The organism is Porphyromonas sp. COT-239 OH1446, from assembly GCF_000768875.1.
Classification (GTDB): Bacteria; Bacteroidota; Bacteroidia; order Bacteroidales; family Porphyromonadaceae; genus Porphyromonas.
This window is the reverse complement of sequence record NZ_JRAO01000002.1, coordinates 1-22,833: the sequence shown is the minus strand read 5'-3', so window position 1 is coordinate 22,833 and position 22,833 is coordinate 1. Positions and strand designations below refer to the sequence as shown.

Here is a 22,833-nt window from a genome sequence, read left to right as displayed (position 1 = left end):
CCGTGTCAAAATCTAACCCATTGATTATCAGTAGCTATTTCTTCCTGCAAAGTAGAGGTTGGGAGAAATCAGGATCAAAATTTAATCTGATAATCAGCATGTTAAGAAGATAGCGGAGATTTGATGCGGTTGCCCTGGGGTGGGCAGGGGAATAGCTGAAGTTTTCTCGTTACCTTTGTAGTCCAAGGTTTCTGACGATGAAGATAAGAAGACAGCATTCGCCTCGAGTACTCTTTACGCATAGAGAGATGGACTCGATCACGCTCCACCTAGCCCAATACCTCGCCTCCAAGGCGCATTGGGAGGTCTATGTTACGGCCGAATGCAAGCCCAGTCAAAAGGTAGAGTCCTCACCCTGGCAAGAGGGAGGTATCACCTATCTACCTCTATCGCCTATTACCTCCAAATGCTCTTGGCCCGCTATCTGTCAGCTGCGCCGCTATGACAGTTGCTACTGCTTCGATCTGATCTACTCGGTGGGGAGCTCTGGCCTCTCCAATGCCCTATTGGCCACCCTCGGTCGCCGAGGCAAACATATCGGCTATAGGGGGACGGGGGCACGAGTGCGTCGGTGGGATCCGACCTATTACCTCGGCGTCCTCAACCCCAGGGTTACGCATTTGATCTGTGAGACGGAGCATATTCGCTCCTACATGGAGCACTTCATACCCCCGAGTAAGCTCTCTGTACATACTAAACCCTTTGCCCTCGAATGGACCCAGGAGGCTGCTCGAGAGCCCCTACACCCCAAGGCCGATCGACCTATAAGTCTTAGGCTCGTCTCTGTGGCCAATACCCTAGGTCGGCCCTATAAGGGGCTGACAACCCTCGTCGAGGCGATCAACCTCATCGCAGACCCATCGCTCAGCCTTGTCCTCGTAGGGGACTATTCCGGGGCAGACTATGCCCTAGCGATGAGAGGGCCAGTACCCGAATGCTTCCACTTCGTCGGCCCATCGAGCGAGGCTATGCGTTACATCGCCGGAGCTGAGGTCTACGTCCTCCCCTCATACCGAGATGCCTCCCCGAGAGTCCTTCGGGAGGCCATGGCTCTCGGTCTGCCTACCATCGTGAGCAATATCCCGGGCAGTCGAGACCTGATCGTCCCCGGATACACAGGCTTATTGGCAGAGCCTCGTGATCCCACAGACCTCGCCCGACAAATCTGTTGGATGCAGGAGCACCCCGAGGAGCGCCGCCTCATGGGCGAGCGGTCTCGAGAGCATCTCGAGCAGCACTATGCCCTAGAGCCATACCTGCAAGGGCTTCATCAGCTCTTCGCCTCCATCCTCGGGGTGGAGCTTGACGAGAGCTCTCCGAGCATTCTATCCTCGAGCGTCTCACCTTAATCCCCAACCACTATGTCCCTAGTGCACAAGATCACGAAGTTGATCCCCACGAGGCTATGGCTAGACCTACGCCAATGGCCCATCATCAGAAGGTATCAGACCCTCTCCCGCTATTGGCAGAGGCAGATACAGGCCTATATCCAAGGGCAGATCCCACACTACGAGCTACAGCCCAAGCAGGATCTGGCTGGACGCAAGGTCATTTGGCAATATTGGGGGCAGGGAGTCGATGAGGCCGATCTACCCGAGATCGTACGCCTCTGCTTTGCCTCTGTCGATCGTCATCGAGGGGAGTATGAGATCATTCGCCTCTCGGACGCAATGATTGGTGATTACATTGATCTGCCTGAGTTTGTATATCAGCGGATGAGGGAGCAGGGAGGCTACAACCGTACGATCTTCTCAGACCTACTCCGCACGGCCCTCCTGGCAACCTACGGAGGGGTATGGCTTGATGCGACGATCTTACTTACCCGTCCCTTCGACGAGCTGTACAGCCAGAGCGAGTTCTTCATGTTCCAACGCTCAGAGGACGAGCCCGACAAGCTCTATTGGCGAGCGAGCTATTACCCCTACTGGGGGTGGGATCGGAGATTCTCGGTTAGGTGTCTCAATAGTGTGATCTTCTCTAAGCCTCAGAGCAAGATGCTCAGCACGCTATTGGATTTGCTCCTCCATTATTGGAAGACCCAAAGTAGAGTACTGGATTATTTCATCTATCAGATCCTTTTCAATGAATTGCTGCATAGTGGTATCACAGGGGAGAATTGCCCGATCGTGAGCGACGTCCTCCCCCACGTGATCCATACCAAGGTCAATGGTGGGGACTATCGAGCGATGGGCTATGCCGAGGCGATCGATCGCTGTGGCATCCACAAGATGACCTACTTCGGTCCCGAGGCACAGAGACGCCTCGAGGAGGTATTGACCCAGGCAGGGGTGATGCCTTAGAGCTCATAGACTAACCCGATTGAATAGACTTGATGAACCCTCGTATATTCCTTTTAGACGCTTATGCCCTCATATTTAGGGCCTATTATGCCTTCATCCGTAACCCTCGAAGGGATTCGCAGGGTAGAGATACCAGTGCGATCTTCGGCTTTGCTTTGATGCTCGAGGAGATCCTCGAGCGAGAACATCCGGAGATGATCGGGGTTGTCTTTGACCCTCCAGGAGGTACATTCCGCCACAAAGAGTACCCTGAATACAAGGCTCATCGGGAGGAGACGCCCGAGGGTATTCGCCTTGCCGTCCCCTATATCAAGAGGCTACTCGAGGCCTATCGTATCCCCAGTATCGAGGTCGAGGGCTTCGAGGCGGACGATGTTATCGGGACGCTTGCCCAGCAGGCTGAGCGTGAGGGCTATGAGGTACTCATGGTAACCCCCGACAAGGATTATGCCCAGCTCGTTACCCCTAGGGTGCGGATGTATCGCCCAGCTCAGGGTGGGGGCTATGAGCTTTGGGGTGAGGAGGAGGTCTGCCAGCGTTTTGGACTCAAGTCTCCCGCACAGGTGATCGATTACCTTGCCCTCGTCGGAGACACGGCGGACAATATCCCTGGCTGCAAGGGGATAGGGCCCAAGACCGCCGAGAAGCTCCTGGCCGAATACTCTGACCTAGAGGGCGTCCTATCCTCGGCAGATCAGATCAAGGGAGCTACGGGGGCGAAGATACAAGCGGGGGCTGATACTGCCCGCCTATCTCGCTATCTAGCGACCATCTGCACCACTGTCCCTATCGAGCTCGATGTAGATCTACTGCGCAGCAAAAGCCCCGATACCCAGGCTACCGAGGAGCTGTTTGGCGAGCTAGAGTTTCGCTCGCTGCTCCCTCGTGTCCTCTCTAGAGCTTCGGAGGCTGTGCCCTCTCAGCCTAAAGAGGCTGCCTCAGTAGGGCTAGCAAAGCCTCGAGAAGAGGCCGAGATACCGACCAATGACCTCTTTGCTCTAGAGCTCTTTGCCCCTCTATCCTCTTCGGAGACGACCGAGCCCGAGAGACTCTCTTTCGAGATCAACTACCTCAACAGCCGAGAGGATATAGAGGCCTTCGTCTGTAAGGCTCGAGAGCAGGGGCACTTCGCTTGGGACACAGAGACGACGGATAGAGACCCCCTTAGAGCCGAGCTCGTGGCCATGACCTTTGCCCTAGACGATGCCTCTGCCTATTACCTCGGAGTGCCTGCCGACAGAGAGGAGGCCCTGAGCCTTCTCGAGCCTCTGCGCCCCCTGCTTGAGGATCATACCCTCCTCAAGATCGGGCAAAACATCAAGTATGACCTACAGGTCATGGCCAGCTATGGGATCGAGGTCGAGCTCCCCCTCTTCGACACGATGGTAGCTCATTACCTCCTAGCCCCTGAGCTCAGGCATGGGCTCGATGAGCTCTCGGAGAGATACCTGGGGCATATCCCCATGAGCTTTGAGCAGATGATCGCCCCGCAGAGCAAGTCGAGCTTCGACCTCAGAGCGGTAGAAGCAGAGCGTTTGGCCTACTATGCGACCGAGGATGCCCACTTGACCTATCGCCTCTATACACTCTTTGCCCCGAAGGTCGAGGAGCGACAGATGGGAGAGCTATTCGACAAGATCGAGATGCCGCTCATCCCTGTGCTCGCCTCCATGGAGCGAGAGGGGGTACGCCTCGACGTAGCCGTGCTGAGGGAGAAATCTATGGAGCTGGGGCAGGCCCTAGAGACTCTAGAGGAGGAGATCTACCTCTTGGCGGGACATCCCTTCAATATCAATAGCTCTAGGCAGGTGGGCCAAGTCCTCTTCGACGAGCTACAGGTCGGAGGGGCTCGGACGAAAAAGACTAAGACTGGCAACTATACAACCTCCGTCGATGTGTTGGAGAAGCTGAGGGATCGGCATCCCATCGTGCAGAAGATATTGGATTACAGAGGGCTCAAGAAGCTCCTGAGCACCTACATCGACAGTCTGCCAGAACTGCTCTATGGCGATGGCAAGTTGCACTCGAGCTTCAATCAGACGGTTGCCTCCACAGGCCGCCTCTCAAGCAGTAATCCGAATATTCAGAACATCCCTATACGCACGGAGCAGGGTCGCTCTATCCGAGAGGCTTTCGTCCCCGATTCGGAGAAGTGTGTCTTCGTTAGTGCGGACTATTCGCAGATAGAGCTGCGCCTGATGGCACACATGAGTGCCGATCCGGCCCTCCTGGAGGCCTTTGCCCAAGGGGAGGATATTCACCGGGCTACAGCCTCCAAGATCTACGGAGTGCCCTTAGAGGAGGTTACGAGCGATATGCGCCGTAGGGCCAAGACGGCAAACTTCGGGATCATCTATGGCATCAGTGCCTTTGGGCTCAGTGAGCGGCTATCTATCCCCAGAGGCGAGGCTAAGGAGCTTATCGACGGCTACTTCGCCTCTTACCCAGGGGTTGCTGAGTATATGGAGCGGACTAAGGCCGAGGCCAAGGCTCAGGGCTATGTCTCGACCCTCCTCGGTCGCAGAAGCTATGTCCGAGATATTAATAGTGCCAATGCTGTAGTCCGAGGCTATGCAGAGCGTAACGCCATCAATGCCCCCCTCCAAGGGACGGCAGCCGACATCATCAAGATCGCCATGGTGCGCCTATACCAGGAGATCAAGCGACGTAAGCTGCGCAGCCGGATGATCCTGCAGGTGCATGACGAACTGAACTTCAACGTCTACAGGGATGAGCTCGACGAGTTGCTCCCCCTAATCAAAGAGACGATGGAGGGGGTGCTCCCGAGCTTAAGCATTCGCCTAGAGGTCGAGCTCGGTGTAGGAGATAATTGGCTCGCAGCACACTAAGTATTGTATTCTAGATCAAATCAAAGGCTTATGTTAGTCAAATTGTATGCAGATGCCCCTAATTACAAAGAGGTGTCGAGCGTTGTACAAGCCCTAAGAGATGGGGCTGTGATCATCTATCCGACCGTAACGGGATATGCCTATTGCTGCGATGCCCTACAGCCTCGAGCCGTAGAGGCAATCTGTGCACTCAAAGACATTGACCCTCGCAAGAAGTCGCTCTCGATCATGTTCGCAGGCTTGAGCGAAGTCTCGGAGTATTGTAAAATGAACGATAGGGTATTTAAGTTCATCAAGGAGCACAGCGGTAACTACACCTTTATCCTCCCGCCTGCAGGCAGCCTGCCCAAGCTCTTCAAGCATCGCAAGGAGGTCGGTGTACGTCTAGCCCTGCATCCCGTAGGGAGACTCTTGCTCGAGGAGCTGGGCAACCCCCTAATCACCAGCTCTCTGCCTATAGACGAGGAGGAGCCCGAATATGCCACAGACCCCGAGCTGGTCTACGAACGCTTTGGACGGCAGGTCGCTCTCGTGGTCGATGGCGGGATGGTCCACGGGGGGGCTTCGACGATCGTAGATTGTACGGTCGAGCCCTTTGAGATCTTGCGCTTGGGCGGTGGACGTATTGATGCCGAGGAGTTTATCCCCGAGGTCTAATGTGGGCAATGGTTATTCTTAGAGAAGGATCGAGATGACACTACACTATATCTTCGTCGGATTCTTCGTCGTTGCACTGCTTATGGCGTTGGGAGAGTTGCTCTTAACTGGTAGCTTTGCCTCTTTTGATGCGATCGTACAGTCGAGCTTTGCGCAGGCGAAGAATGGCTTTGAGATCTCCCTCTACCTAACAGGGATGCTCTGCTTGTGGCTGGGCCTACTCAAGGTCGCTGAGCGCAGTGGACTGGTCTCCTCGATGGCAAGACGCTCCACACCTGTGCTCTCGGCCCTCTTCCCCTCTCTACCCAAAGATCACCCAGCCCTGGGGAATATCTTCATGAACATCTCGGCGAATATGCTCGGGCTAGACAATGCTGCTACCCCTCTAGGGCTTAAGGCTATGCAAGAGCTACAGGGGCTCAATCAGGACAAGTCTTCGCCCTCGGATGCTATGCTCATGTTCCTCGCCCTCAATGCCAGTGGTCTGACCATCATCCCGACTTCCATCATCGCCTATCGGATGCAGGTAGGGGCAGCCAATCCTGCAGACATCTTCCTTCCAATCCTCATGGCTACTACGGCCTCTACGCTGGTGGCAGTCCTTTTGGTTGCCCTGAGGCAGGGTATTAACCTCCTACAGCGTCCTCTGTTACTCACCTTTGGGGCTATCTTGGGCTCTTTTGGCCTTATCCTATGGGCTGCGAAGGTCTTGCCTGCAGAGACCTTCGGTAGTGTTAGCACGGGTGTTGCTTCAATGATCCTCTTATCCATGATGACCACTTTCTTGATTATTGGGGCGAGGCGGGGGCTCAATGTATATGACACCTTTGTCGAGGGGGCTAAAGAGGGCTTCTCGACGGCGGTTACGATCATCCCCTATTTGGTGGCTATGCTGGTTGGGATCGGGGTGTTTCGAGCCTCTGGGGGCATCGAGCTCATCGAGAGGACCCTACGCTGGCTTGTGGCAGCCTTGGGCTGGGATACCAGCTTTGTCGAGGCTCTACCGACCATACTCATGAAGCCCCTCAGCGGTAGTGGGGCGAGGGGGTTGATGGTTGATGCGATGCAGACCCATGGGGCGGATAGCTTCGTCGGTCGTCTGTGCTGTACAGTGCAGGGGGCTAGCGACACGACTTTTTACGTGATTGCCCTCTATCTAGGCTCTGTAGGCATACGGCGCAGTTCTTATGTGGTTGGATATTCGCTCTTGGCGGATCTTGCAGGGGCAATTACGGCCATTCTAGTTACTTATTTATTCTTCACTTAATACTATGATTCATTTCTATACGGACGAGGCCGTGCCTATGCCACGCTTGCGTCGGCGCATTGTCCGCTTTTGGCTCGAAGAGGTGGCTCGCTCCTATGGGCGAGAGGTGGGGGAGCTGTCGTACCAGTTCTGCAATGACGAGCGTATTCTAGAGGTCAATAGGGAGTTCCTACAGCACGATTATTACACAGATATTATCACCTTCGACGACAGTCATGGCTCGGTGGTCTCGGGGGACCTGCTCATCAGTCTAGACACTGTGCGGAGCAATGCTCAGATGCTCGGAGTACCCTATGCCGAGGAGCTTCATCGTGTCCTCGTGCATGGCCTGCTACATCTGTGTGGGTTGGGGGATAAGACGAAGACCGAGGCTCAGATCATGCGTCAGGCCGAAGACAAAGCCCTCGAGGTACTTGGCTGTATGACCGGTGAGGGAAAAAGGCTATTCGTTTAGGCCCAGTTCGCAACAAAGCCTACGGCTCCGTTTGTTATGCTTATAACGATTGGTAAAAACAAACGGATTACGTCAATGAATAATTTCCCTATAATAGAGATTGATCAGCAATCGGGCTTTTGCTTCGGGGTGATCAATGCTATCAAGCATGCTGAGCGAGAGCTAGCCTCGGACAATAAGGAGCTGTATTGCCTAGGCGACATCGTCCACAACAACCTAGAAGTAGAGCGTCTAGAGGCTAAAGGAATGAAGACCATCGACTACGAAGGCCTCAAGAAGCTTCGTGGCAAGCGCGTTCTCTTCCGAGCCCATGGCGAACCTCCTCAGGTCTACCAGTGGGCACGAGAGCGTGGCATAGAGCTTGTTGATGCCACTTGTCCAGTGGTTACAACCCTTCAGCGCAAGGTCTACAAGAAGCATAGTGAGCTGAAGGAACTTGGAGGGCAAATTGTTATTTATGGCAAAAAGGGGCACGCCGAGGTCAATGGCTTGATCGGACAAACAGAGGGGAAGGCCATCGTAGTGCAGTCAGACGAGGATATAGAGCAGATAGACTTCTCTAGGCCTGTGGCACTTTTCTCTCAGACGACGCAGTCGCTATCGGGCTTCCATCACTTGATCCAGGAGCTGCAGGGGCGTATGCACGAGGGGGTACCTTTCGAATATCAAGACTCTATCTGCCGTCAGGTCTCGAATCGAATGCCTCATGTCAAAGAGTTTGCCCTACAGCACGAGCTCATCATCTTCGTCGCTGGGGCTAAGAGCTCCAATGGTAAGGTGCTCTATCAGCATTGCCTGGAGGGTAATCCTCGTAGCATCTTCGTCTCCTCTGCCAGCGAACTAACCCTAGAGATGCTAGAGCCCATGCCCAAGAGCATCGGGATCTGTGGAGCAACCTCTACCCCTATGTGGCAGATGCAGGAGGTCGAGAGCCGCATTCAAGAGTTGCTGGAGATGCCCACCGAGTGATCTCTAGATGATACCAAGACAATGGAGAGCATCGACCTTCTAGAGCAATACATCCTCGAGCACACTAGTCCCGAGGGAGAGCTACGCCATGAGATTTATCGGGCGGCACATTTACACCTCTTGAGGGCTCGGATGCTCTCGGGGCATCTACAGGGCAATCTGTTGCGCATGCTGTGTCGCCTTGCTAAGGCCCAGAGGGTGCTAGAGATCGGCACTTTCACAGGCTATGCTGCCCATTGCCTGGCCGAAGGGCTTGGTGAGGATGGGGAGGTACACAGCCTGGAGAGTGATGACGAGATGGAGGACTTCATCCGAAGCTATATCGCTCGAGCTCCGTATGGCCACAAGATGAAGCTCCACATTGGAGACGCCATGGAGCTGTTGCCTAGTCTTGTGCAGCAGTATCGCTTCGACCTAGTGTACATAGATGCGAACAAGCGTCAGTACCCAGACTACTACCGAATGATCATCGATCACCTGCCCCTAGGAGCATTGATCTTGGCCGACAATACGCTTTGGGATGGCAAGGTGATCCAACTGCTTAATCCCTCGGATGCACAGACTAGAGGGATCCTTGAGTTCAATGACCTGATACAGTCTGACCCTAGAGTAGACAATCTAATCCTACCCATGAGAGACGGCCTCAGCCTTATTCAAAAAATATCCCATTAGCCCTGGAGGCTTACCTAACTTTATGAAATCAATACGACTTATAGCCAGCTTGGCTTCTATTGTGCTCCTAACTTACCCGCTACAAGCTGAGGAGACTAAGACATCTACCCATTTCTCGCCCAAGAAAGAGCTTGATAAGAAGCTCTCTACAGGGAGTGTCCGAGGGCGTATCCTAGACGCAGAGACCCATGAACCAGTAGAGTTTGCCACCATACAGGTTGAGGGGACTCAGCTCTTCGCCACGGCCGATGAGGAGGGGAACTTTATAGTCAAGAATGTCCCTGCCGGCTTCTTTCATCTGATCGTCTCGATGGTTGGCTACGAGCGTACTCGTTCTGTAGAACTGCATGTTCAAGGTCACCAAACTACCTTCGTAGACATTGAGCTCCCGCCTATGAGTGTTACGCTGCGAGAGCTCATTATTCGTCCCAATCTTAGTCTTCGCCCTATCGAGAGCCCCCTGTCGGTACGTTCGATAGGTGTTCAGCAGATCGAGAAGAGTGCCGGTGCGAATAGAGATATCTCTAAGCTGATGCAGACGCTCCCAGGTGTCGGGGCAACTGACCCGAACCGCAATGATCTTATTGTTCGAGGGGGAGGGCCTTCGGAGAACGTCTTCTACCTAGATGGCATTGAGATCCCAGTCATCAACCATTTCTCCACTCAGGGGGCATCTGGTGGAGTTGTAGGGATTTTGAACCCCGACTTTGTCCAAAGAATTAATTTCTACAGTGGTGCATTCCCCGCCAATAGATCTGGGGGCTTGAGCTCAGTCATGGAGATTATCCAGCGGGATGGTAGCCAGGATAGACTGCACACAAAGGTAACGATTGGGGCATCCGATGCAGCCCTAACCTTGGATGGCCCTCTAGGCAAGAAGTCTACCTTCATCGTCTCGGCGCGTCAGTCCTATCTACAGCTCCTCTTCAAGGCTATCGGACTGCCGTTTCTGCCAACTTACAACGATTTCCAAATGAAGTACAAGTATAAAGTCGGAGCAAAGGATGAGTTAAGTATCATTGGTCTAGGCTCTATCGACCAAATGAGGCTTAATACCTCCCTCGAGGAAGGGGGCACTGAGAGCCAGCGATATCTACTGGGCTACTTGCCTGTGCTCTCGCAGTGGAGCTATGCTATTGGTGCTGTGTACAAGCACTTTGGTCAGGGACATATCGACACCTGGGTTCTGAGCCGTAATATGCTCCGAAATGGAAGCTACAAGCACCGTAATAATGACGAGATGCTGCCCAGGACGCTCGATTATCTGTCCGACGAGGTGGAGAGCAAGCTCCGCTTTGAGCGTGTCTATACGACCTTGCCTTTTAAGCTTACGCTAGGGGCTGGCCTTCAGTATGCCCAGTACACGAACTCCACTAGACGTCTTGCCTTTGTGAACAGTCAAGAGGAGCAATTAGAGTATGATAGCTCACTGTCGATGCTCTCCTATCAGGCCTTCTCTCAAGCCTCAGACGAATATTTTGATGGACGTCTCAAGGCCTCTCTTGGGGTTAATCTCATGGGTAATACCCTCACTCGAACCATGGCAAACCCACTGCCTCAGCTCTCGGCTCGCCTCTCCGCCTCGTGGGCCGTTAGCGAAGATTTTGATATTAACGCCAATATGGGCCGCTATGCTATGCGCCCTGCCTATACCACCCTAGGCTATAAGGATGCTTCGGGGAAGTATGTTAATCAAGGAGAAGACACTCGCTATATCCTCTCGGATCAGGTTGTTTTAGGGGGAGAATACCGTAGGGGCAAGCACTTGAGCTTTAGTCTTGAGGGGTTTTATAAGCATTATAGCAATTATCCAGTATCTTTGAGGGACGGTGTCAGTCTAGCTAGCCGCATGATCGCCTATGGTCAGGTGGGGGACGAGGCTACCCGCTCTGTCGGAAGGGGACGAGCCTACGGCCTCGAGTTGGTGGCACAGCTCACTGACTGGCGGGGAATCAATTTGGGGCTGATCTATACGAGGTTCAAGAGCGAATTTACGGGTCTAGATGGCCGCTTCATCCCCTCCTCTTGGGATACTCGTCAGCAGCTCAATCTCAATGCCTCCTACGCTGCTCCCGATGGGTGGCACTTTGCGGCTCGCTGGCGTTACCTGGGCGGAGCTCCCTACACACCTATAGATCGGGAGCTCTCGACGGACAAGAGAGCCTGGGCGGCACGTAATCAGGCCTATCTCGACTATAAGAGATACAATGCTGAGCGTCTCGACGATGCCCATCAGTTGGATGTCCGGGTAGACAAGGAGTTCTACTTCGACCGCTGGATGCTCAATCTATATATTGACGTTCAGAACGTGTATAATGCCCAGGCCAAGATGCCTCCCGTCTATACCAACCGGGATCATCAAGGACGCATTATGGATGACCCTAAAGACCCGCAGCACAAGCAATTGCTACGGGAGCTCTCTCCCTCCTCGGGGATTATTCTGCCTACGCTAGGGATTATGGTGAAGTTCTAGGCTGGGCAGCTATTCCTCTTGGTTGATTATTTGGTAGTTAATAAATTTTGCCGTTCATCCTAATTTCAAAACGCTTATGAAACCATTACATCGCCTTCTCTGCTGCCTTTTGGCACTCCCTCTAGCCTCTTGTGCTACGAAGCAGTCTCGCCCCGAGGTTGAGCCTAAGCCCCACCGCTGGGCCTTGGCTTGGTCTGATGAATTTGATCGAGAGGATATTTTCGCCACAGGTGTGTGGACGAAGATCCCTCGTGGCCACAGTGATTGGAACAATACGATGAGCCCCCACGAGAGCCTCTATGACCTACAGCAGGGTAAGCTGATCCTGCGTGGCCGTCGCAACGATGTCAATGTCGCCGATAGCGCAGAGTATCTGACTGGTGGCGTCTATACCAAGGGGAAGAAGAGCTTCGACCTTGGTCGCATCGAGATCCGCTGCAAGCTCCAAGGAGCTAAGGGGGCTTGGCCTGCCATTTGGATGCTGCCGAACAATGCTCCATGGCCCAAGGGTGGAGAGATTGACATCATGGAGCGGCTCAATTTCGATAGCTTTGCCTATCAGACTGTACATTCGTACTACACGGTCAAGCTCGGCCAGAAAACCAATCCCAAGTACTACACGACAGCACCGATTGACCCCGAAGGGTACAATACCTATGCTGTGGAGGTGCTGCCCAATGAGCTACGCTTCTTTATCAATGACCGCTTCTCCTTTGCCTATCCTCGTCTACCAGAGAAGGAGGCCGATGGTCAGTTCCCCTTTGGTAAAGACTATTATCTGCTCATAGATATGCAGTTGGGTGGTAAATGGGTTGGTAAGGTAGAGGGTCTCAGAGAGCCCATCGAGATGCACATTGATTGGGTACGCTACTATACCCCTGAGGCGAAGGCTCCCTCGTTTTGGGAGTAGCTCGCTCTTGAGGACTAGGAACGAAAGCTGAGGGCGCAGAGAGCAATGAGTATCCATTGCTCTCTGCGCCCTCAGCACATTTTGACCTCTCCTCCTTTTTTCGCCTCCTACCTCCCTGTCCCTTGCAGCCAATGTGTGTGGAGCTCGAGGATCTGGTCGGCCTTGTCCTCGAGGGGTAGGAGGGCATCCACATAGTGTATCCTGTGCCCTCTGCGCTCCATCCCCCGAAACCAAGTCATCTGTCTCTTGGCGAACTGATGAATGGCTGTTTCGAGCCCTTGAAACATTTCTTCATAGGAGATCTGCCCGATGACATACTGTGTGAGCCATTTGTACTCCAAACCATAATAGATGAGATCCTCGGCAGAGACCCCAGAGGCCAGTAGGCCCTCGACCTCGGTGATCATCCCGTCGTCGAGCCGAGAGCGCAGTCGCTGGCTGATACGAGCCCTACGGGTCTCCCGATCTAGATCCAGGCAGATGATGAGGCTCTCGATGGGGGCGAACTCGGTTTGCTCTACCCCCTCAGCTCTCTGCTGACGGATATGCTCTGCGATCTCGATGGCTCGGATGGCCCGCTGGGTACTATCGACATCCGTCTTGTTGTGCAGAGGCCCGTAGGCCTCTAGACGATGGCGTAGCTCTTCGAGGCTAAGGCCCGAGAGGTCTCTACGCAGAGGCTCATTGGGCGGCACGTCAGGTAGGTGATAGCCCCTCAGGACTGCCTCTACATACATCCCCGTTCCCCCGCAGAGGATAGGTGTTGTGATGTCCCTAAGCCTTAGATCGGCATACACACGGTGAAAGTCGTGCTGATAGGCATATAGACTATAGCGAGCCCCTGCAGGCATAATATCAATCAGGTGGTAGGGGATCGAGATCCCCTCCACCTGATATTCGGATAAGTCCTTGCCTGTGCCGAGATCCATGCCTCGATAGACCTGGCGAGAGTCGGCACTGATGACCTCCGAGCCCAACCTATATGCCAGCCGTGTAGCGACAGCGGTCTTGCCCGAGGCCGTCGGCCCTACGATCGTGATCATTCGCCTTAACCTCTATCCTTGAGGATGACATCGTGTGCTCCCCCCTCGACGATCGAGGTGCTAGAGACTAGGGTGATCTTGGCCTTCTCCTTGAGCTCGGCTAGGGTGATAGCTCCACAGCTGCACATGGTGGCCTTCATCTTGCCGAGGGTAACGGCCAAGTTGTCCTTGAGCTTACCAGCGTAGGGGACGTAGCTGTCCACACCCTCCTCAAATTTGAGGTTCTCAGCACCTCCGCTGTCGTAGCGTTGCCAGTTCTGAGCTCTGTTCGAACCTTCGCCCCAGTATTCTTTGACGATATTGTTCCCGATCTTGAGCTTGCGTGTGGGAGACTCATCGAAGCGGGCAAAGTAGCGACCCATCATGAGGAAGTCCGCCCCCATGGCAATAGCTAGGGTCATGTGATAGTCGTGCACGAGACCGCCATCGCTACAGATGGGGACGTAGATGCCCGTCTCGGCGAAGTATTCGTCTCGAGCCTTGGCTACCTCGATCACAGCAGTGGCTTGGCCTCGGCCGATCCCCTTCTGCTCACGAGTGATGCAGATGGAGCCACCGCCGATACCTACCTTGATAAAGTCTGCGCCAGCCTCTGCGAGGTAGCGGAAGCCCTCGGCATCGACGATGTTACCAGCCCCGACCATTACCTTGTCGCCATAGGTGCTGCGAATCCACTGCAGCGTGTCGTACTGCCACTCGGAGTATCCGTCGGAGGAGTCGATGCAGAGCACATCCACACCAGCCTCCACGAGGGCGGGGACACGCTCCTTGTAGTCTCGAGTATTGATCCCGGCTCCGACGAGCAGCTCTTTGGTCTCCTTGCTAGAGAGCTCGATTGGATTGTCCTTGTGGGCGTCATAGTCCTTGCGGAAGACCAGGTAAACGAGATGATTCGTCTCGTCGATGATGGGCAGAGTATTGAGCTTGTGCTCCCAGATGATATTGTTTGCTTCCTTGAGAGTGATCCCGAGGCGGCCAACCTTGAGCTTGTCGAAGGGGGTCATGAATTCCTCCGCTTTCATGTCTATGGGGTCTGTGCCCAGTCTGTAGTCTCGGCTGGTGATGATCCCCAGTAGGCGGCCATTGCTCGATCCGTCATGGGTAACGCCGATGGTTGAGTGTCCCGAAGCTCTTTTAACCTCAAGAACCTCTGCCAGGGTTGCATCTGGACGTACATTAGCATCGCTGGTAACGAAGCCTGCCTTGAACTTCTTCACACGGCGTACCATCTCTGCCTGCTCGGTGATGGGTTGTGAACCGAAGATGAAAGAGAGCCCCCCGTTGCGTGCCAATTCGATGGCCAGTGTATCGTTAGAGACAGACTGCATGATGGCAGAGACGAAAGGGATGTTGAGGCGGATGCGTGCCTGCTCGCCCCGACGATATCGTACTAGTGGGGTGGCTAAATTAACGTTTTGGGGTGTACAGGCTCTGGTCGTGAGCCCTGGGATGAGTAGGTATTCCCCGAAGGTGCGAGAAACTTCATTGACAAAGACTGCCATAACAACTTGATCGATTTAAGTATGAGACTGAAATTTCCCGCCAAAGGTAATCAATTTGCCCCAATGCACCAAATCAATTTTAGCCTTATTCTTGGATGCCTCATTCCCTGTCTACCATCTCCTCTCGACCTCAATGCCCCCCTCTGCCTACAGTTGGACCTGCCCCTTATGTTGTATGGTATTCCCCCCTCGAGCGAACCTCCTCTAGAGCCTTTATCGAAGCACTATTTACACCTTCATTGAGCTGCTATTTATACCTCTATTGCGATCCTATTTGAGTCTCACCTGTGATCCTACTTAGACCTCAATCGAGTTCCTACTTGAGCCTCCGTTGCGATCCTATCTATACCTCGATGGATCTGCTAAGTTATCTCTCTATAGATCTGATAACTTACAAGATTTTTTGTCGCAACTTATTGGACGCAGACCGCTAACTTACAAGATTTTGCACTACTACTTATGTGTTTATTGACTTCTCACTGGATGCCCTTTTGTGCTTCCTATAAGGCCTAGATGGAGGGCCTGCTTGACCCGCATCCGAGCTCCTCTCTATAGCTTCGATCGAGCTTCTGCCTGGGTGGAGAATAGAGTCTGACGGTCCTTGGGTGCATGTCAAGGGAGCGCATGGCTCGAGAGACAAATTGGCGTATCTTTGCAGGGCAGTCGCACAGTGAACAATTACCTACATTATATTGACGTATGATTTCTATTGATGCCCTCACCGTAGAGATGGGAGGCAGTGCTTTATTTTCTGATATATCCTTCGTGATCAACCCCAAGGATCGTATTGCCCTGATGGGGAAGAACGGTGCCGGTAAGTCTACCCTGCTCAAAATCCTCGCTGGAGTGAGAGAGCCCTCTCGAGGCAAGGTGAGCATCCCCCGAGATGTCGTGGTGGCCTACCTGCCACAGCACTTACTGACCGAGGATGGCCGTACGGTGTTTGAAGAGACCGAGCAGGCCTTCGCTCACCTTCACCAAATGGAGGCCCGCATGGCAGAGCTGAACCATCAGCTCGAAACCCGTACAGACTATGATAGTGATGAGTATATGGCTATCATCGAGGAGGTATCGGCCCTGGGGGAGAAGTTTTACGCGATTGAGGAGATCAACTATGATAAGGCTATCGAGCAGACACTCATAGGCCTAGGCTTCAAGCGAAGCGACTTTACTCGGCAGACCTCGGAGTTTAGCGGTGGATGGCGTATGCGTATCGAGCTGGCCAAGCTCCTCCTGCGTAAGCCCGATATTCTCCTATTAGACGAGCCCACGAACCACCTCGACATTGAGTCTATTCAGTGGCTTGAGGACTTCCTCGTAGACAATAATCAGACTGTCGTGGTCATCAGCCACGACCGAGCCTTCGTCGATCGTATTACTACCCGAACCATCGAGATCACCCGAGGGCGCATCTACGACTACAAGGTGAACTATACCGAGTATCAGCGTCTCAGGGCAGAGCGACGTGAGCAGCAGCAGAAGGCATACGAAGAGCAGCAGAAGTTCATTGCAGAGACTACGGACTTCATCGAGCGGTTCAAGGGAACTTATTCCAAGACTAACCAGGTGCAGAGCCGAGTGCGCATGCTGGAGAAGCTAGAGCTCGTCGAGGTGGACGAGATTGACACCTCTGCCATTCGCCTGCGCTTCCCTCCAGCCCCACGCTCGGGGAGCTATCCCGTAACGATGAGCGATGTGGGTAAGAGTTTCGGCGACAAGCGTATCTTCTCTCACGTCAATCTGACGATCGAGCGAGGGGATAAGATCGCTTTCGTTGGCAAGAATGGCGAGGGGAAGAGTACTCTCGTGCGTTGTATCATGAAGGAGCTGGAGCATGAGGGTGAATTGACCCTCGGGCACAATGTCAAGGTTGGTTATTTCGCCCAGAATGAGGCTGCCGCCATCGATGAGAACCTCACCGTCTTCCAGACTATTGATGATGTAGCCGAGGGAGAGATCCGTACCAAGATCAAGGACTTGCTCGGGGCATTTATGTTCGGCGGAGAGGCCTCGGCCAAGAAGGTGAAGGTCCTCAGTGGAGGTGAGCGTACTCGTCTGGCCCTGCTCAAGCTACTCCTCGAACCCTACAACCTGCTCATCCTCGACGAGCCTACCAACCACCTCGATATGAAGACAAAAGAAGTCCTCAAGGATGCCCTCATGAACTACGACGGGACTCTGATCCTCGTCTCACACGACCGAGACTTCCTCGATGGTTTGGTGGGCAAGGTCTATGAGTTCGGCGGTGGTCGAGTGATTGAGCACCTCGAGGGCATCTACGAATTTATGCAGCGCAAGAAGCTGGAGAATCTCAAAGAACTGGAGAAATAATGGCAGAAACACTTACCCTTACGGCTCGGGACAAGGCAGGACGCTATGCCGAGCTCATGCCTCAACTCGATGCCCTCATCCATGGCGAGGACAACCTCGTGGCTACATTGGCCAATGTGTCCTCGGCTCTACGTATGGCCTTCGGCTTCTTTTGGGTCGGCTTCTACCTGGTGGACGAGGCGACTGAGACCCTCATTTTAGGCCCCTTCCAGGGAGATATTGCCTGTGCCCGCATCCCAAGGGGGAGGGGAGTCTGCGGCCACAGTTGGGCCGAGGCCCGCACGATCATTGTGCCCAATGTCGATGCCTTCCCAGGGCATATCGCTTGTAGCTCGGCAAGTCGTAGCGAGATCGTCGTCCCCATCCTTCGAGAGGGACAGGTGCTCGGTGTGATTGATGTGGATAGCGATTTGCTCGACGAGTTCGACGAGATTGACGCTCAATACCTAGAGCGTCTGAGCAAGTTACTGGCAGAGAAGTTTTAGTTCATTAACAATCAAATACTACAGACGATGAAGACCCGCCTCCTATCGCTCGTCCTAGTCCTGATGAGCAGCCTCTGGAGCCTATCGGCCCAGCAAATGAAACCCGCGCCAATCTCTCCATGGAGCATAGACCTCGAGCTCGCCTCTCGCTACATCTGGCGAGGATTGGAGTATGGCGATGCTGCGACCTTCTTTCCCAAGATCGCCTACACGCATGGTAATCTCCAGGTTTATGCCCTCGGCAGTACAGGTATCGATGGCAGCTACAAGGAGGCCAATCTCGGTCTAAGGTATCGTCTCAGTCGATTTACTTTCGCGCTTGTCGATTCTTATTCTCCCACTCATTGGGGCAAGAAGGATACTTACCTTGATCTCAAACCCCAGTCCACCCGCCATGCCCTCGATATGCGTGTGCTCTATGAGCCGGAGAGCTTGCCGTTATCCTTCTTTGGCTCATGCTTCTTCTACGGTAATGATCGGCTCGAGGATGGGCGGCAGGCTTACTCGACCTACTTTGAGCTGAGTTACTACAAGAGCTTCTCCCCTGAGCAGCATCTCTCGCTCAGCCTCGGGGCAACCCCCTTCAAGAGCTTCTATACAGATTACCGCTCAGGGGCTGCATGGGTCAATCTAACCCTACAATATCGGGTCGATTTCAAGCTCGGCTCATTGGCCCTGCCGATGAGCGTCTCCTATACGCTTAACCCTCAGAGGGAGAAAAGTTATGTCTACCTCTCCATCACCCTACGCAGCTAGGAGAGACGGCCAAGATTGCGTATCTTTGTGCCACTGCAAGATGCTCCTCGAGAGCAAATCTACTGTGGGTCAAGGCTCACTCCGTTTACAACCCGAACAAACGCTTAATTTTGAATGATGATTAGCTTCTTCCAAAATCTCTGCGGTTCTATCTTCGCCGTAGAGTCATCCGAGAGCTTTTCCGTTGAGGATCTCAGTCGCCTCACTTGGCTCTTTGGTGGGGCTCAGTATCAAGATGCTCCCCAGATGGCAGGTTACTTCGTTGGCCCTCGTCGGGAGATCATTACTCCCTGGAGCACCAATGCCGTTGAGATCACTCAAAACATGAATATCAAGGGCATTCTTCGCATCGAAGAGTTCTTTCCAGTCAGCGGTCTAGATGCCCAGTATGACCCTATGCTCCAGGCCCTTTATGAGGGTTTGGATCAGGAGGTCTTCAGCATCAACGTGCAGCCCGAGCCTATTCGATACATAGAGGATATTCGAGCCTACAACGAGGCCGAGGGCTTAGCCTTGAGCGACGAAGAGATCTCTTACCTAGAGGGTGTGTCGCAGCGTATCGGCCGACCTCTGACCGATAGCGAGCTCTTCGGCTTCTCTCAGGTGAACTCGGAGCACTGCCGACACAAGATCTTTGGCGGTACCTTCGTCATCGACGGCGAGGAGCGTGAGAGTTCGCTCTTTGCGATGATCAAGGCTACTAGTGCGGCCAACCCTGGCAAGCTGGTCTCGGCCTACAAGGACAATGTTGCCTTCGTGGCAGGCCCTCGTATAGAGCTCTTCTCGCCTGCCTCTGCAGATAAACCTGATTACTTCCAGACTAAAGAGGTCGATAGCGTACTGAGCTTGAAGGCCGAGACTCATAACTTCCCCACTACCGTAGAGCCCTTCAACGGAGCTTCGACAGGCACAGGAGGGGAGATCCGAGATCGTATGGCTGGCGGACGAGCCAGCATCCCCCTGGCAGGTACGGCCGTATATATGACCTCTTACCCTCGCCCCCAAGGCCCTCGTGCTTGGGAGGGATATATGCCCGAGCGCAAGTGGATTTATCAGACACCTCAACAGATTTTGACCAAGGCCTCCAATGGAGCTAGCGATTTCGGAAATAAATTCGGACAGCCACTCATCTGTGGCTCAGTCTTGACCTTCGAGCATCAGGAGGAGCCCTCTGCCCCTCGCTACGGCTTTGACAAGGTCATCATGCTCGCCGGAGGAGTCGGCTATGCTCAGTCGAGCAATGCCCTCAAGGGAGAGCCCAAACCTGGGGAGAAGGTCGTTCTGATGGGTGGAGACAACTATCGCATCGGTATGGGTGGCGGGGCTGTTAGCTCGGTCAATACTGGCCAGTTCGCTGGCAAGATCGAGCTCAATGCCGTCCAACGTGCCAACCCCGAGATGCAGAAGCGTGTGCAGAATGTGATCCGCGCCCTCGCCGAGGCAGAGGACAACCCCATCGTCTCGATACATGATCATGGGGCTGGAGGTCATCTCAATTGTCTCTCTGAGCTTGTAGAGGCAACAGGTGGGCATATAGCGATGGATCGTTTGCCCGTCGGAGATCCAACCCTCTCGGCTCGTGAGATCATTGGTAATGAAAGCCAGGAGCGAATGGGATTACTCGTTCCAGAGGATGCCATAGAGGCTATCACTCGCATTGCTGAGCGTGAGCGTGCTCCGATGTATGTTGTCGGGGAGACCACCGACGACATGCACCTGACCTTCGAGCGAGACAATGGCGAGAAGCCTATCGACCTTGCCCTAGGGGATATGTTTGGCTCTGCCCCTCGTACTATTATGGAGGACAAGCGTGTGGAGCGCACCTATGCCATGCCTGAGTACTCCCCCGCCAAGCTCGAGGAGTACATCGACCAGGTACTACAGATGGAGGCCGTGGCTTGTAAGGATTGGCTGACGAACAAGGTCGATCGCTCAGTAACGGGGCGTGTAGCTCGTCAGCAGTGCCAGGGGGAGCTCCAGCTACCTCTGAGCGATTGTGGTGTGATGGCCCTAGACTTTAGAGGTCGTGCGGGGATCGCCACCTCGATCGGTCATGCTCCGCAGGTGGCCCTAGCAGACCCTGTAGCTGGCTCGCAGATGGCTATCGCAGAGGCATTGACCAATATTGTCTTCGCCCCTTTGACCGATGGTCTATCGGGCGTCTCGCTCAGTGCCAACTGGATGTGGCCCTGCCGCAACGAGGGTGAGGATGCTCGCCTCTACGATGCCGTGGAGGCAGCCAGTGAGCTAGCCATCTCCCTCGGGATCAATATCCCCACGGGTAAGGATTCGCTCTCAATGACGCAGAAGTACCCCGAGGGTGAGCCCAGCGTCTTAAGCCCTGGTACGGTGATCATTAGTGCTGCCGCCGAGGTCTCAGATGTGAGGAGGGTTGTCTCTCCTGTACTCTTGCCCGATTCGGATACATCACTCTACTACATTGACTTTAGCTTCGCTCCTCTTGCTCTTGGGGGCTCGGCTCTCTCACAGAGCCTAGGACGGGTAGGGGGTGAAGTCCCCTATATCGGTGAGCACGAATACTTCCGTGAGGCCTTCGAGACTGTGCAGCAGCTGATCAAGGCCGACCTTGTCCTGTCTGGGCATGACATCTCGGCAGGGGGGATGATCACCACACTGCTGGAGATGTGCTTTGCCAATAGTCGAGGTGGTCTCAAGGTGCAGCTAGATGCTCTGCCCGAGAAGGATCTAGTCAAGCTCCTCTTTGCTGAGAACCCTGGGGTGGTCATCCAGGTGAGGGATCGTGCTCGTGTCGAGGCGATGCTGCGTGATGCTAGCCTAGGCTTCGTGGAGATCGCCCGCCCCATATCGGAGCGCAACCTCGAGATCCACAAGGCTGGCCTAAAGCACAAGCTTGATATTGATGCCAAGCGAGACCTTTGGTATCGCTCCTCCTACGAGATGGACAGGCATCAGAGTGGGGAGAAGCTCGCTGCCGAACGCTTCGAGCACTACAAGAGCCAGCCCGTGCGCTACACCTTCCCCAAGGGTTTTTCGGGCAATCTCCAGGCTCTAGGTCTTGATCCCGACCGTAAGCAACCCAGCGGAGTGAGGGCTGCTATCCTCAGAGATAAGGGGACGAATGGTGAGCGGGAGATGGCCTACACGCTCTTCTTGGCTGGCTTTGATGTCAAGGATGTACACCTGACCGACCTTGTTAGTGGGCGAGAGACCCTCGACGATGTACAGCTGATCGTCTACTGTGGAGGTTTCTCCAATAGTGATGTGCTGGGCTCTGCTAAGGGTTGGGCCGCAGGCATCCTCTACAACGAGCAGGCTAAGGCAACACTCGATCGCTTCTATGCTCGTCCTGATACCCTAAGCCTCGGGATCTGTAATGGCTGTCAGTTGATGGCTGAGCTCGAACTGCTCTACCCTGAGCATGAGCTCAAGCATAAGATGCTGCACAACGACTCGAACAAGTTTGAGAGTGGTTTCGTCTCTCTTGAGATCCTAGAGAATAAGTCCATCATGCTGGGCAATTTGGCTGGTTGTCGCATCGGGACATGGATCGCCCATGGTGAGGGTAAGTTTAGCCTCCCTTATGATGAGAGCCAGTATGAGGTTGCCGTACGCTATGCCTATGATGCCTATCCAGCGAACCCGAATGGTTCGCCTGGGGCGATCGCAGGACTGTGCAGCCGAGATGGCCGCCATTTGGCGATGATGCCTCACCCCGAGCGTTCGATCTTCCCCTGGCAGTGTGGTTATTATCCTGTCGAGCATAGAGCCGAGCATGAGGTAAGCCCCTGGATGTTGGCCTTCCGTAATGCCTACGAATGGATTGTCGCTCAGAGGGCTCACTAGCCTCTAGCTCCATCTGATGTACATCGTCTGCGCCCCAGTGTCTCTTAGGATGCTGGGGCGCAGACTTATTGGGCTGTTCTATAGGTTGTTGGGATAGACGCCACTGCGTTGCCCTGCCCTCCTCGCATCCATATAGGAGAAGGCTTCGACTGCTCTAGAACTCTCGGTTGCCTCTCAGATGAAGCCCTCTCGGGAGCTCAGCTGCGCTCCTATCTATACCTCGCTTGAGGCCCTACTTATATGCCTCGATGGAGACCTGTCGTGTACTGAAAAAAGTTGACAGTGGGTGGAGCCCAATTCCTATTGATTATGCCCGCAGCATCTAGCGATTTTGAACGCC

16 protein-coding genes are annotated in these 22,833 nt (G+C 54.0%); 14 read left to right on the top strand and 2 right to left on the bottom strand.

The window, feature by feature from the left end:
• The first annotated feature begins 197 nt into the window (after positions 1–197).
• From HQ37_RS00080 to HQ37_RS00035, 10 genes are all read left to right on the top strand, one after another.
• Complete coding sequence (locus HQ37_RS00080; RefSeq protein ID WP_081951687.1) at positions 198–1,349, top strand: glycosyltransferase family 4 protein; 1,152 nt, start codon at positions 198–200, stop codon at positions 1,347–1,349.
• Between the two features lie 12 nt (positions 1,350–1,361).
• Positions 1,362–2,300, top strand: a complete 939-nt coding sequence (locus HQ37_RS00075; protein WP_036878547.1) for a capsular polysaccharide synthesis protein — start codon at positions 1,362–1,364, stop codon at positions 2,298–2,300.
• A 32-nt stretch (positions 2,301–2,332) separates the two neighbouring features.
• Positions 2,333–5,149, top strand: a complete 2,817-nt coding sequence (gene polA / locus HQ37_RS00070; protein ID WP_036878544.1) for a DNA polymerase I — start codon at positions 2,333–2,335, stop codon at positions 5,147–5,149.
• A gap of 30 nt (positions 5,150–5,179) precedes the next feature.
• The gene (locus HQ37_RS00065; protein WP_036878542.1) at positions 5,180–5,806 is read left to right on the top strand and encodes an L-threonylcarbamoyladenylate synthase; all 627 of its coding nucleotides are present in this window, start codon (positions 5,180–5,182) and stop codon (positions 5,804–5,806) included.
• Positions 5,807–5,840: 34 nt separating this feature from the next.
• Positions 5,841–7,073 carry a nucleoside recognition domain-containing protein gene (locus tag HQ37_RS00060; RefSeq protein WP_036878539.1) on the top strand — a complete coding sequence of 411 codons (1,233 nt, stop codon included), beginning with the start codon at positions 5,841–5,843 and terminating at the stop codon, positions 7,071–7,073.
• A gap of 4 nt (positions 7,074–7,077) precedes the next feature.
• Positions 7,078–7,527, top strand: a complete 450-nt coding sequence (gene ybeY, locus HQ37_RS00055) for an rRNA maturation RNase YbeY (RefSeq protein WP_036878537.1) — start codon at positions 7,078–7,080, stop codon at positions 7,525–7,527.
• 75 nt (positions 7,528–7,602) lie between these two features.
• Positions 7,603–8,496: a 4-hydroxy-3-methylbut-2-enyl diphosphate reductase gene (locus HQ37_RS00050; protein ID WP_036878534.1), complete on the top strand. Its 894-nt coding sequence runs from the start codon at positions 7,603–7,605 to the stop codon at positions 8,494–8,496.
• Between the two features lie 21 nt (positions 8,497–8,517).
• The gene (locus HQ37_RS00045; protein WP_036878532.1) at positions 8,518–9,168 is read left to right on the top strand and encodes an O-methyltransferase; all 651 of its coding nucleotides are present in this window, start codon (positions 8,518–8,520) and stop codon (positions 9,166–9,168) included.
• Positions 9,169–9,190: 22 nt separating this feature from the next.
• Entirely contained in the window at positions 9,191–11,641 is a 2,451-nt protein-coding gene (locus HQ37_RS00040) for a TonB-dependent receptor (RefSeq protein WP_036878529.1), read from the top strand.
• A 76-nt stretch (positions 11,642–11,717) separates the two neighbouring features.
• Positions 11,718–12,551 carry a glycoside hydrolase family 16 protein gene (locus tag HQ37_RS00035; RefSeq protein WP_081951686.1) on the top strand — a complete coding sequence of 278 codons (834 nt, stop codon included), beginning with the start codon at positions 11,718–11,720 and terminating at the stop codon, positions 12,549–12,551.
• Between the two features lie 107 nt (positions 12,552–12,658).
• On the opposite strand, the gene miaA is transcribed toward HQ37_RS00035, so the two are convergent.
• Positions 12,659–13,594, bottom strand: a complete 936-nt coding sequence (gene miaA / locus HQ37_RS00030; RefSeq protein ID WP_036878527.1) for a tRNA (adenosine(37)-N6)-dimethylallyltransferase MiaA — start codon at positions 13,592–13,594, stop codon at positions 12,659–12,661.
• Between the two features lie 5 nt (positions 13,595–13,599).
• Positions 13,600–15,096, bottom strand: coding sequence for an IMP dehydrogenase (locus HQ37_RS00025; RefSeq protein ID WP_036878525.1), 1,497 nt, complete (start codon positions 15,094–15,096; stop codon positions 13,600–13,602).
• 699 nt (positions 15,097–15,795) lie between these two features.
• On the opposite strand from HQ37_RS00025, the gene HQ37_RS00020 reads away from it, so the two are divergent.
• The 4 genes from HQ37_RS00020 (at position 15,796) to purL (ending at position 22,493) form a co-directional block, all read left to right on the top strand.
• Positions 15,796–17,427, top strand: coding sequence for an ABC-F family ATP-binding cassette domain-containing protein (locus HQ37_RS00020; RefSeq protein ID WP_036878522.1), 1,632 nt, complete (start codon positions 15,796–15,798; stop codon positions 17,425–17,427).
• Positions 17,427–17,912: a GAF domain-containing protein gene (locus tag HQ37_RS00015; protein ID WP_036878518.1), complete on the top strand. Its 486-nt coding sequence runs from the start codon at positions 17,427–17,429 to the stop codon at positions 17,910–17,912. The genes HQ37_RS00020 and HQ37_RS00015 overlap by 1 nt, the downstream gene beginning before the upstream one ends.
• 27 nt (positions 17,913–17,939) lie before the next feature.
• A complete protein-coding gene (locus HQ37_RS00010) occupies positions 17,940–18,668 on the top strand; it encodes a hypothetical protein (protein ID WP_036878515.1) in 729 nt (242 codons plus the stop codon).
• A 117-nt stretch (positions 18,669–18,785) separates the two neighbouring features.
• Positions 18,786–22,493 carry a phosphoribosylformylglycinamidine synthase gene (purL, locus tag HQ37_RS00005; protein ID WP_036878579.1) on the top strand — a complete coding sequence of 1,236 codons (3,708 nt, stop codon included), beginning with the start codon at positions 18,786–18,788 and terminating at the stop codon, positions 22,491–22,493.
• Positions 22,494–22,833 lie beyond the last annotated feature (340 nt).

What these genes read in the sequence shown, in the direction of transcription:
- HQ37_RS00080 (WP_081951687.1), top strand. Translation starts at nt 198, where the DNA reads ATGAAGATAAGAAGACAGCATTCGCCTCGAGTACTCTTTACGCATAGA.
- HQ37_RS00075 (WP_036878547.1), top strand. Translation starts at nt 1,362, where the DNA reads ATGTCCCTAGTGCACAAGATCACGAAGTTGATCCCCACGAGGCTATGG.
- polA (WP_036878544.1), top strand. Translation starts at nt 2,333, where the DNA reads ATGAACCCTCGTATATTCCTTTTAGACGCTTATGCCCTCATATTTAGG.
- HQ37_RS00065 (WP_036878542.1), top strand. Translation starts at nt 5,180, where the DNA reads ATGTTAGTCAAATTGTATGCAGATGCCCCTAATTACAAAGAGGTGTCG.
- HQ37_RS00060 (WP_036878539.1), top strand. Translation starts at nt 5,841, where the DNA reads ATGACACTACACTATATCTTCGTCGGATTCTTCGTCGTTGCACTGCTT.
- ybeY (WP_036878537.1), top strand. Translation starts at nt 7,078, where the DNA reads ATGATTCATTTCTATACGGACGAGGCCGTGCCTATGCCACGCTTGCGT.
- HQ37_RS00050 (WP_036878534.1), top strand. Translation starts at nt 7,603, where the DNA reads ATGAATAATTTCCCTATAATAGAGATTGATCAGCAATCGGGCTTTTGC.
- HQ37_RS00045 (WP_036878532.1), top strand. Translation starts at nt 8,518, where the DNA reads ATGGAGAGCATCGACCTTCTAGAGCAATACATCCTCGAGCACACTAGT.
- HQ37_RS00040 (WP_036878529.1), top strand. Translation starts at nt 9,191, where the DNA reads ATGAAATCAATACGACTTATAGCCAGCTTGGCTTCTATTGTGCTCCTA.
- HQ37_RS00035 (WP_081951686.1), top strand. Translation starts at nt 11,718, where the DNA reads ATGAAACCATTACATCGCCTTCTCTGCTGCCTTTTGGCACTCCCTCTA.
- miaA (WP_036878527.1), bottom strand. Translation starts at nt 13,594, where the DNA reads ATGATCACGATCGTAGGGCCGACGGCCTCGGGCAAGACCGCTGTCGCT.
- HQ37_RS00025 (WP_036878525.1), bottom strand. Translation starts at nt 15,096, where the DNA reads ATGGCAGTCTTTGTCAATGAAGTTTCTCGCACCTTCGGGGAATACCTA.
- HQ37_RS00020 (WP_036878522.1), top strand. Translation starts at nt 15,796, where the DNA reads ATGATTTCTATTGATGCCCTCACCGTAGAGATGGGAGGCAGTGCTTTA.
- HQ37_RS00015 (WP_036878518.1), top strand. Translation starts at nt 17,427, where the DNA reads ATGGCAGAAACACTTACCCTTACGGCTCGGGACAAGGCAGGACGCTAT.
- HQ37_RS00010 (WP_036878515.1), top strand. Translation starts at nt 17,940, where the DNA reads ATGAAGACCCGCCTCCTATCGCTCGTCCTAGTCCTGATGAGCAGCCTC.
- purL (WP_036878579.1), top strand. Translation starts at nt 18,786, where the DNA reads ATGATTAGCTTCTTCCAAAATCTCTGCGGTTCTATCTTCGCCGTAGAG.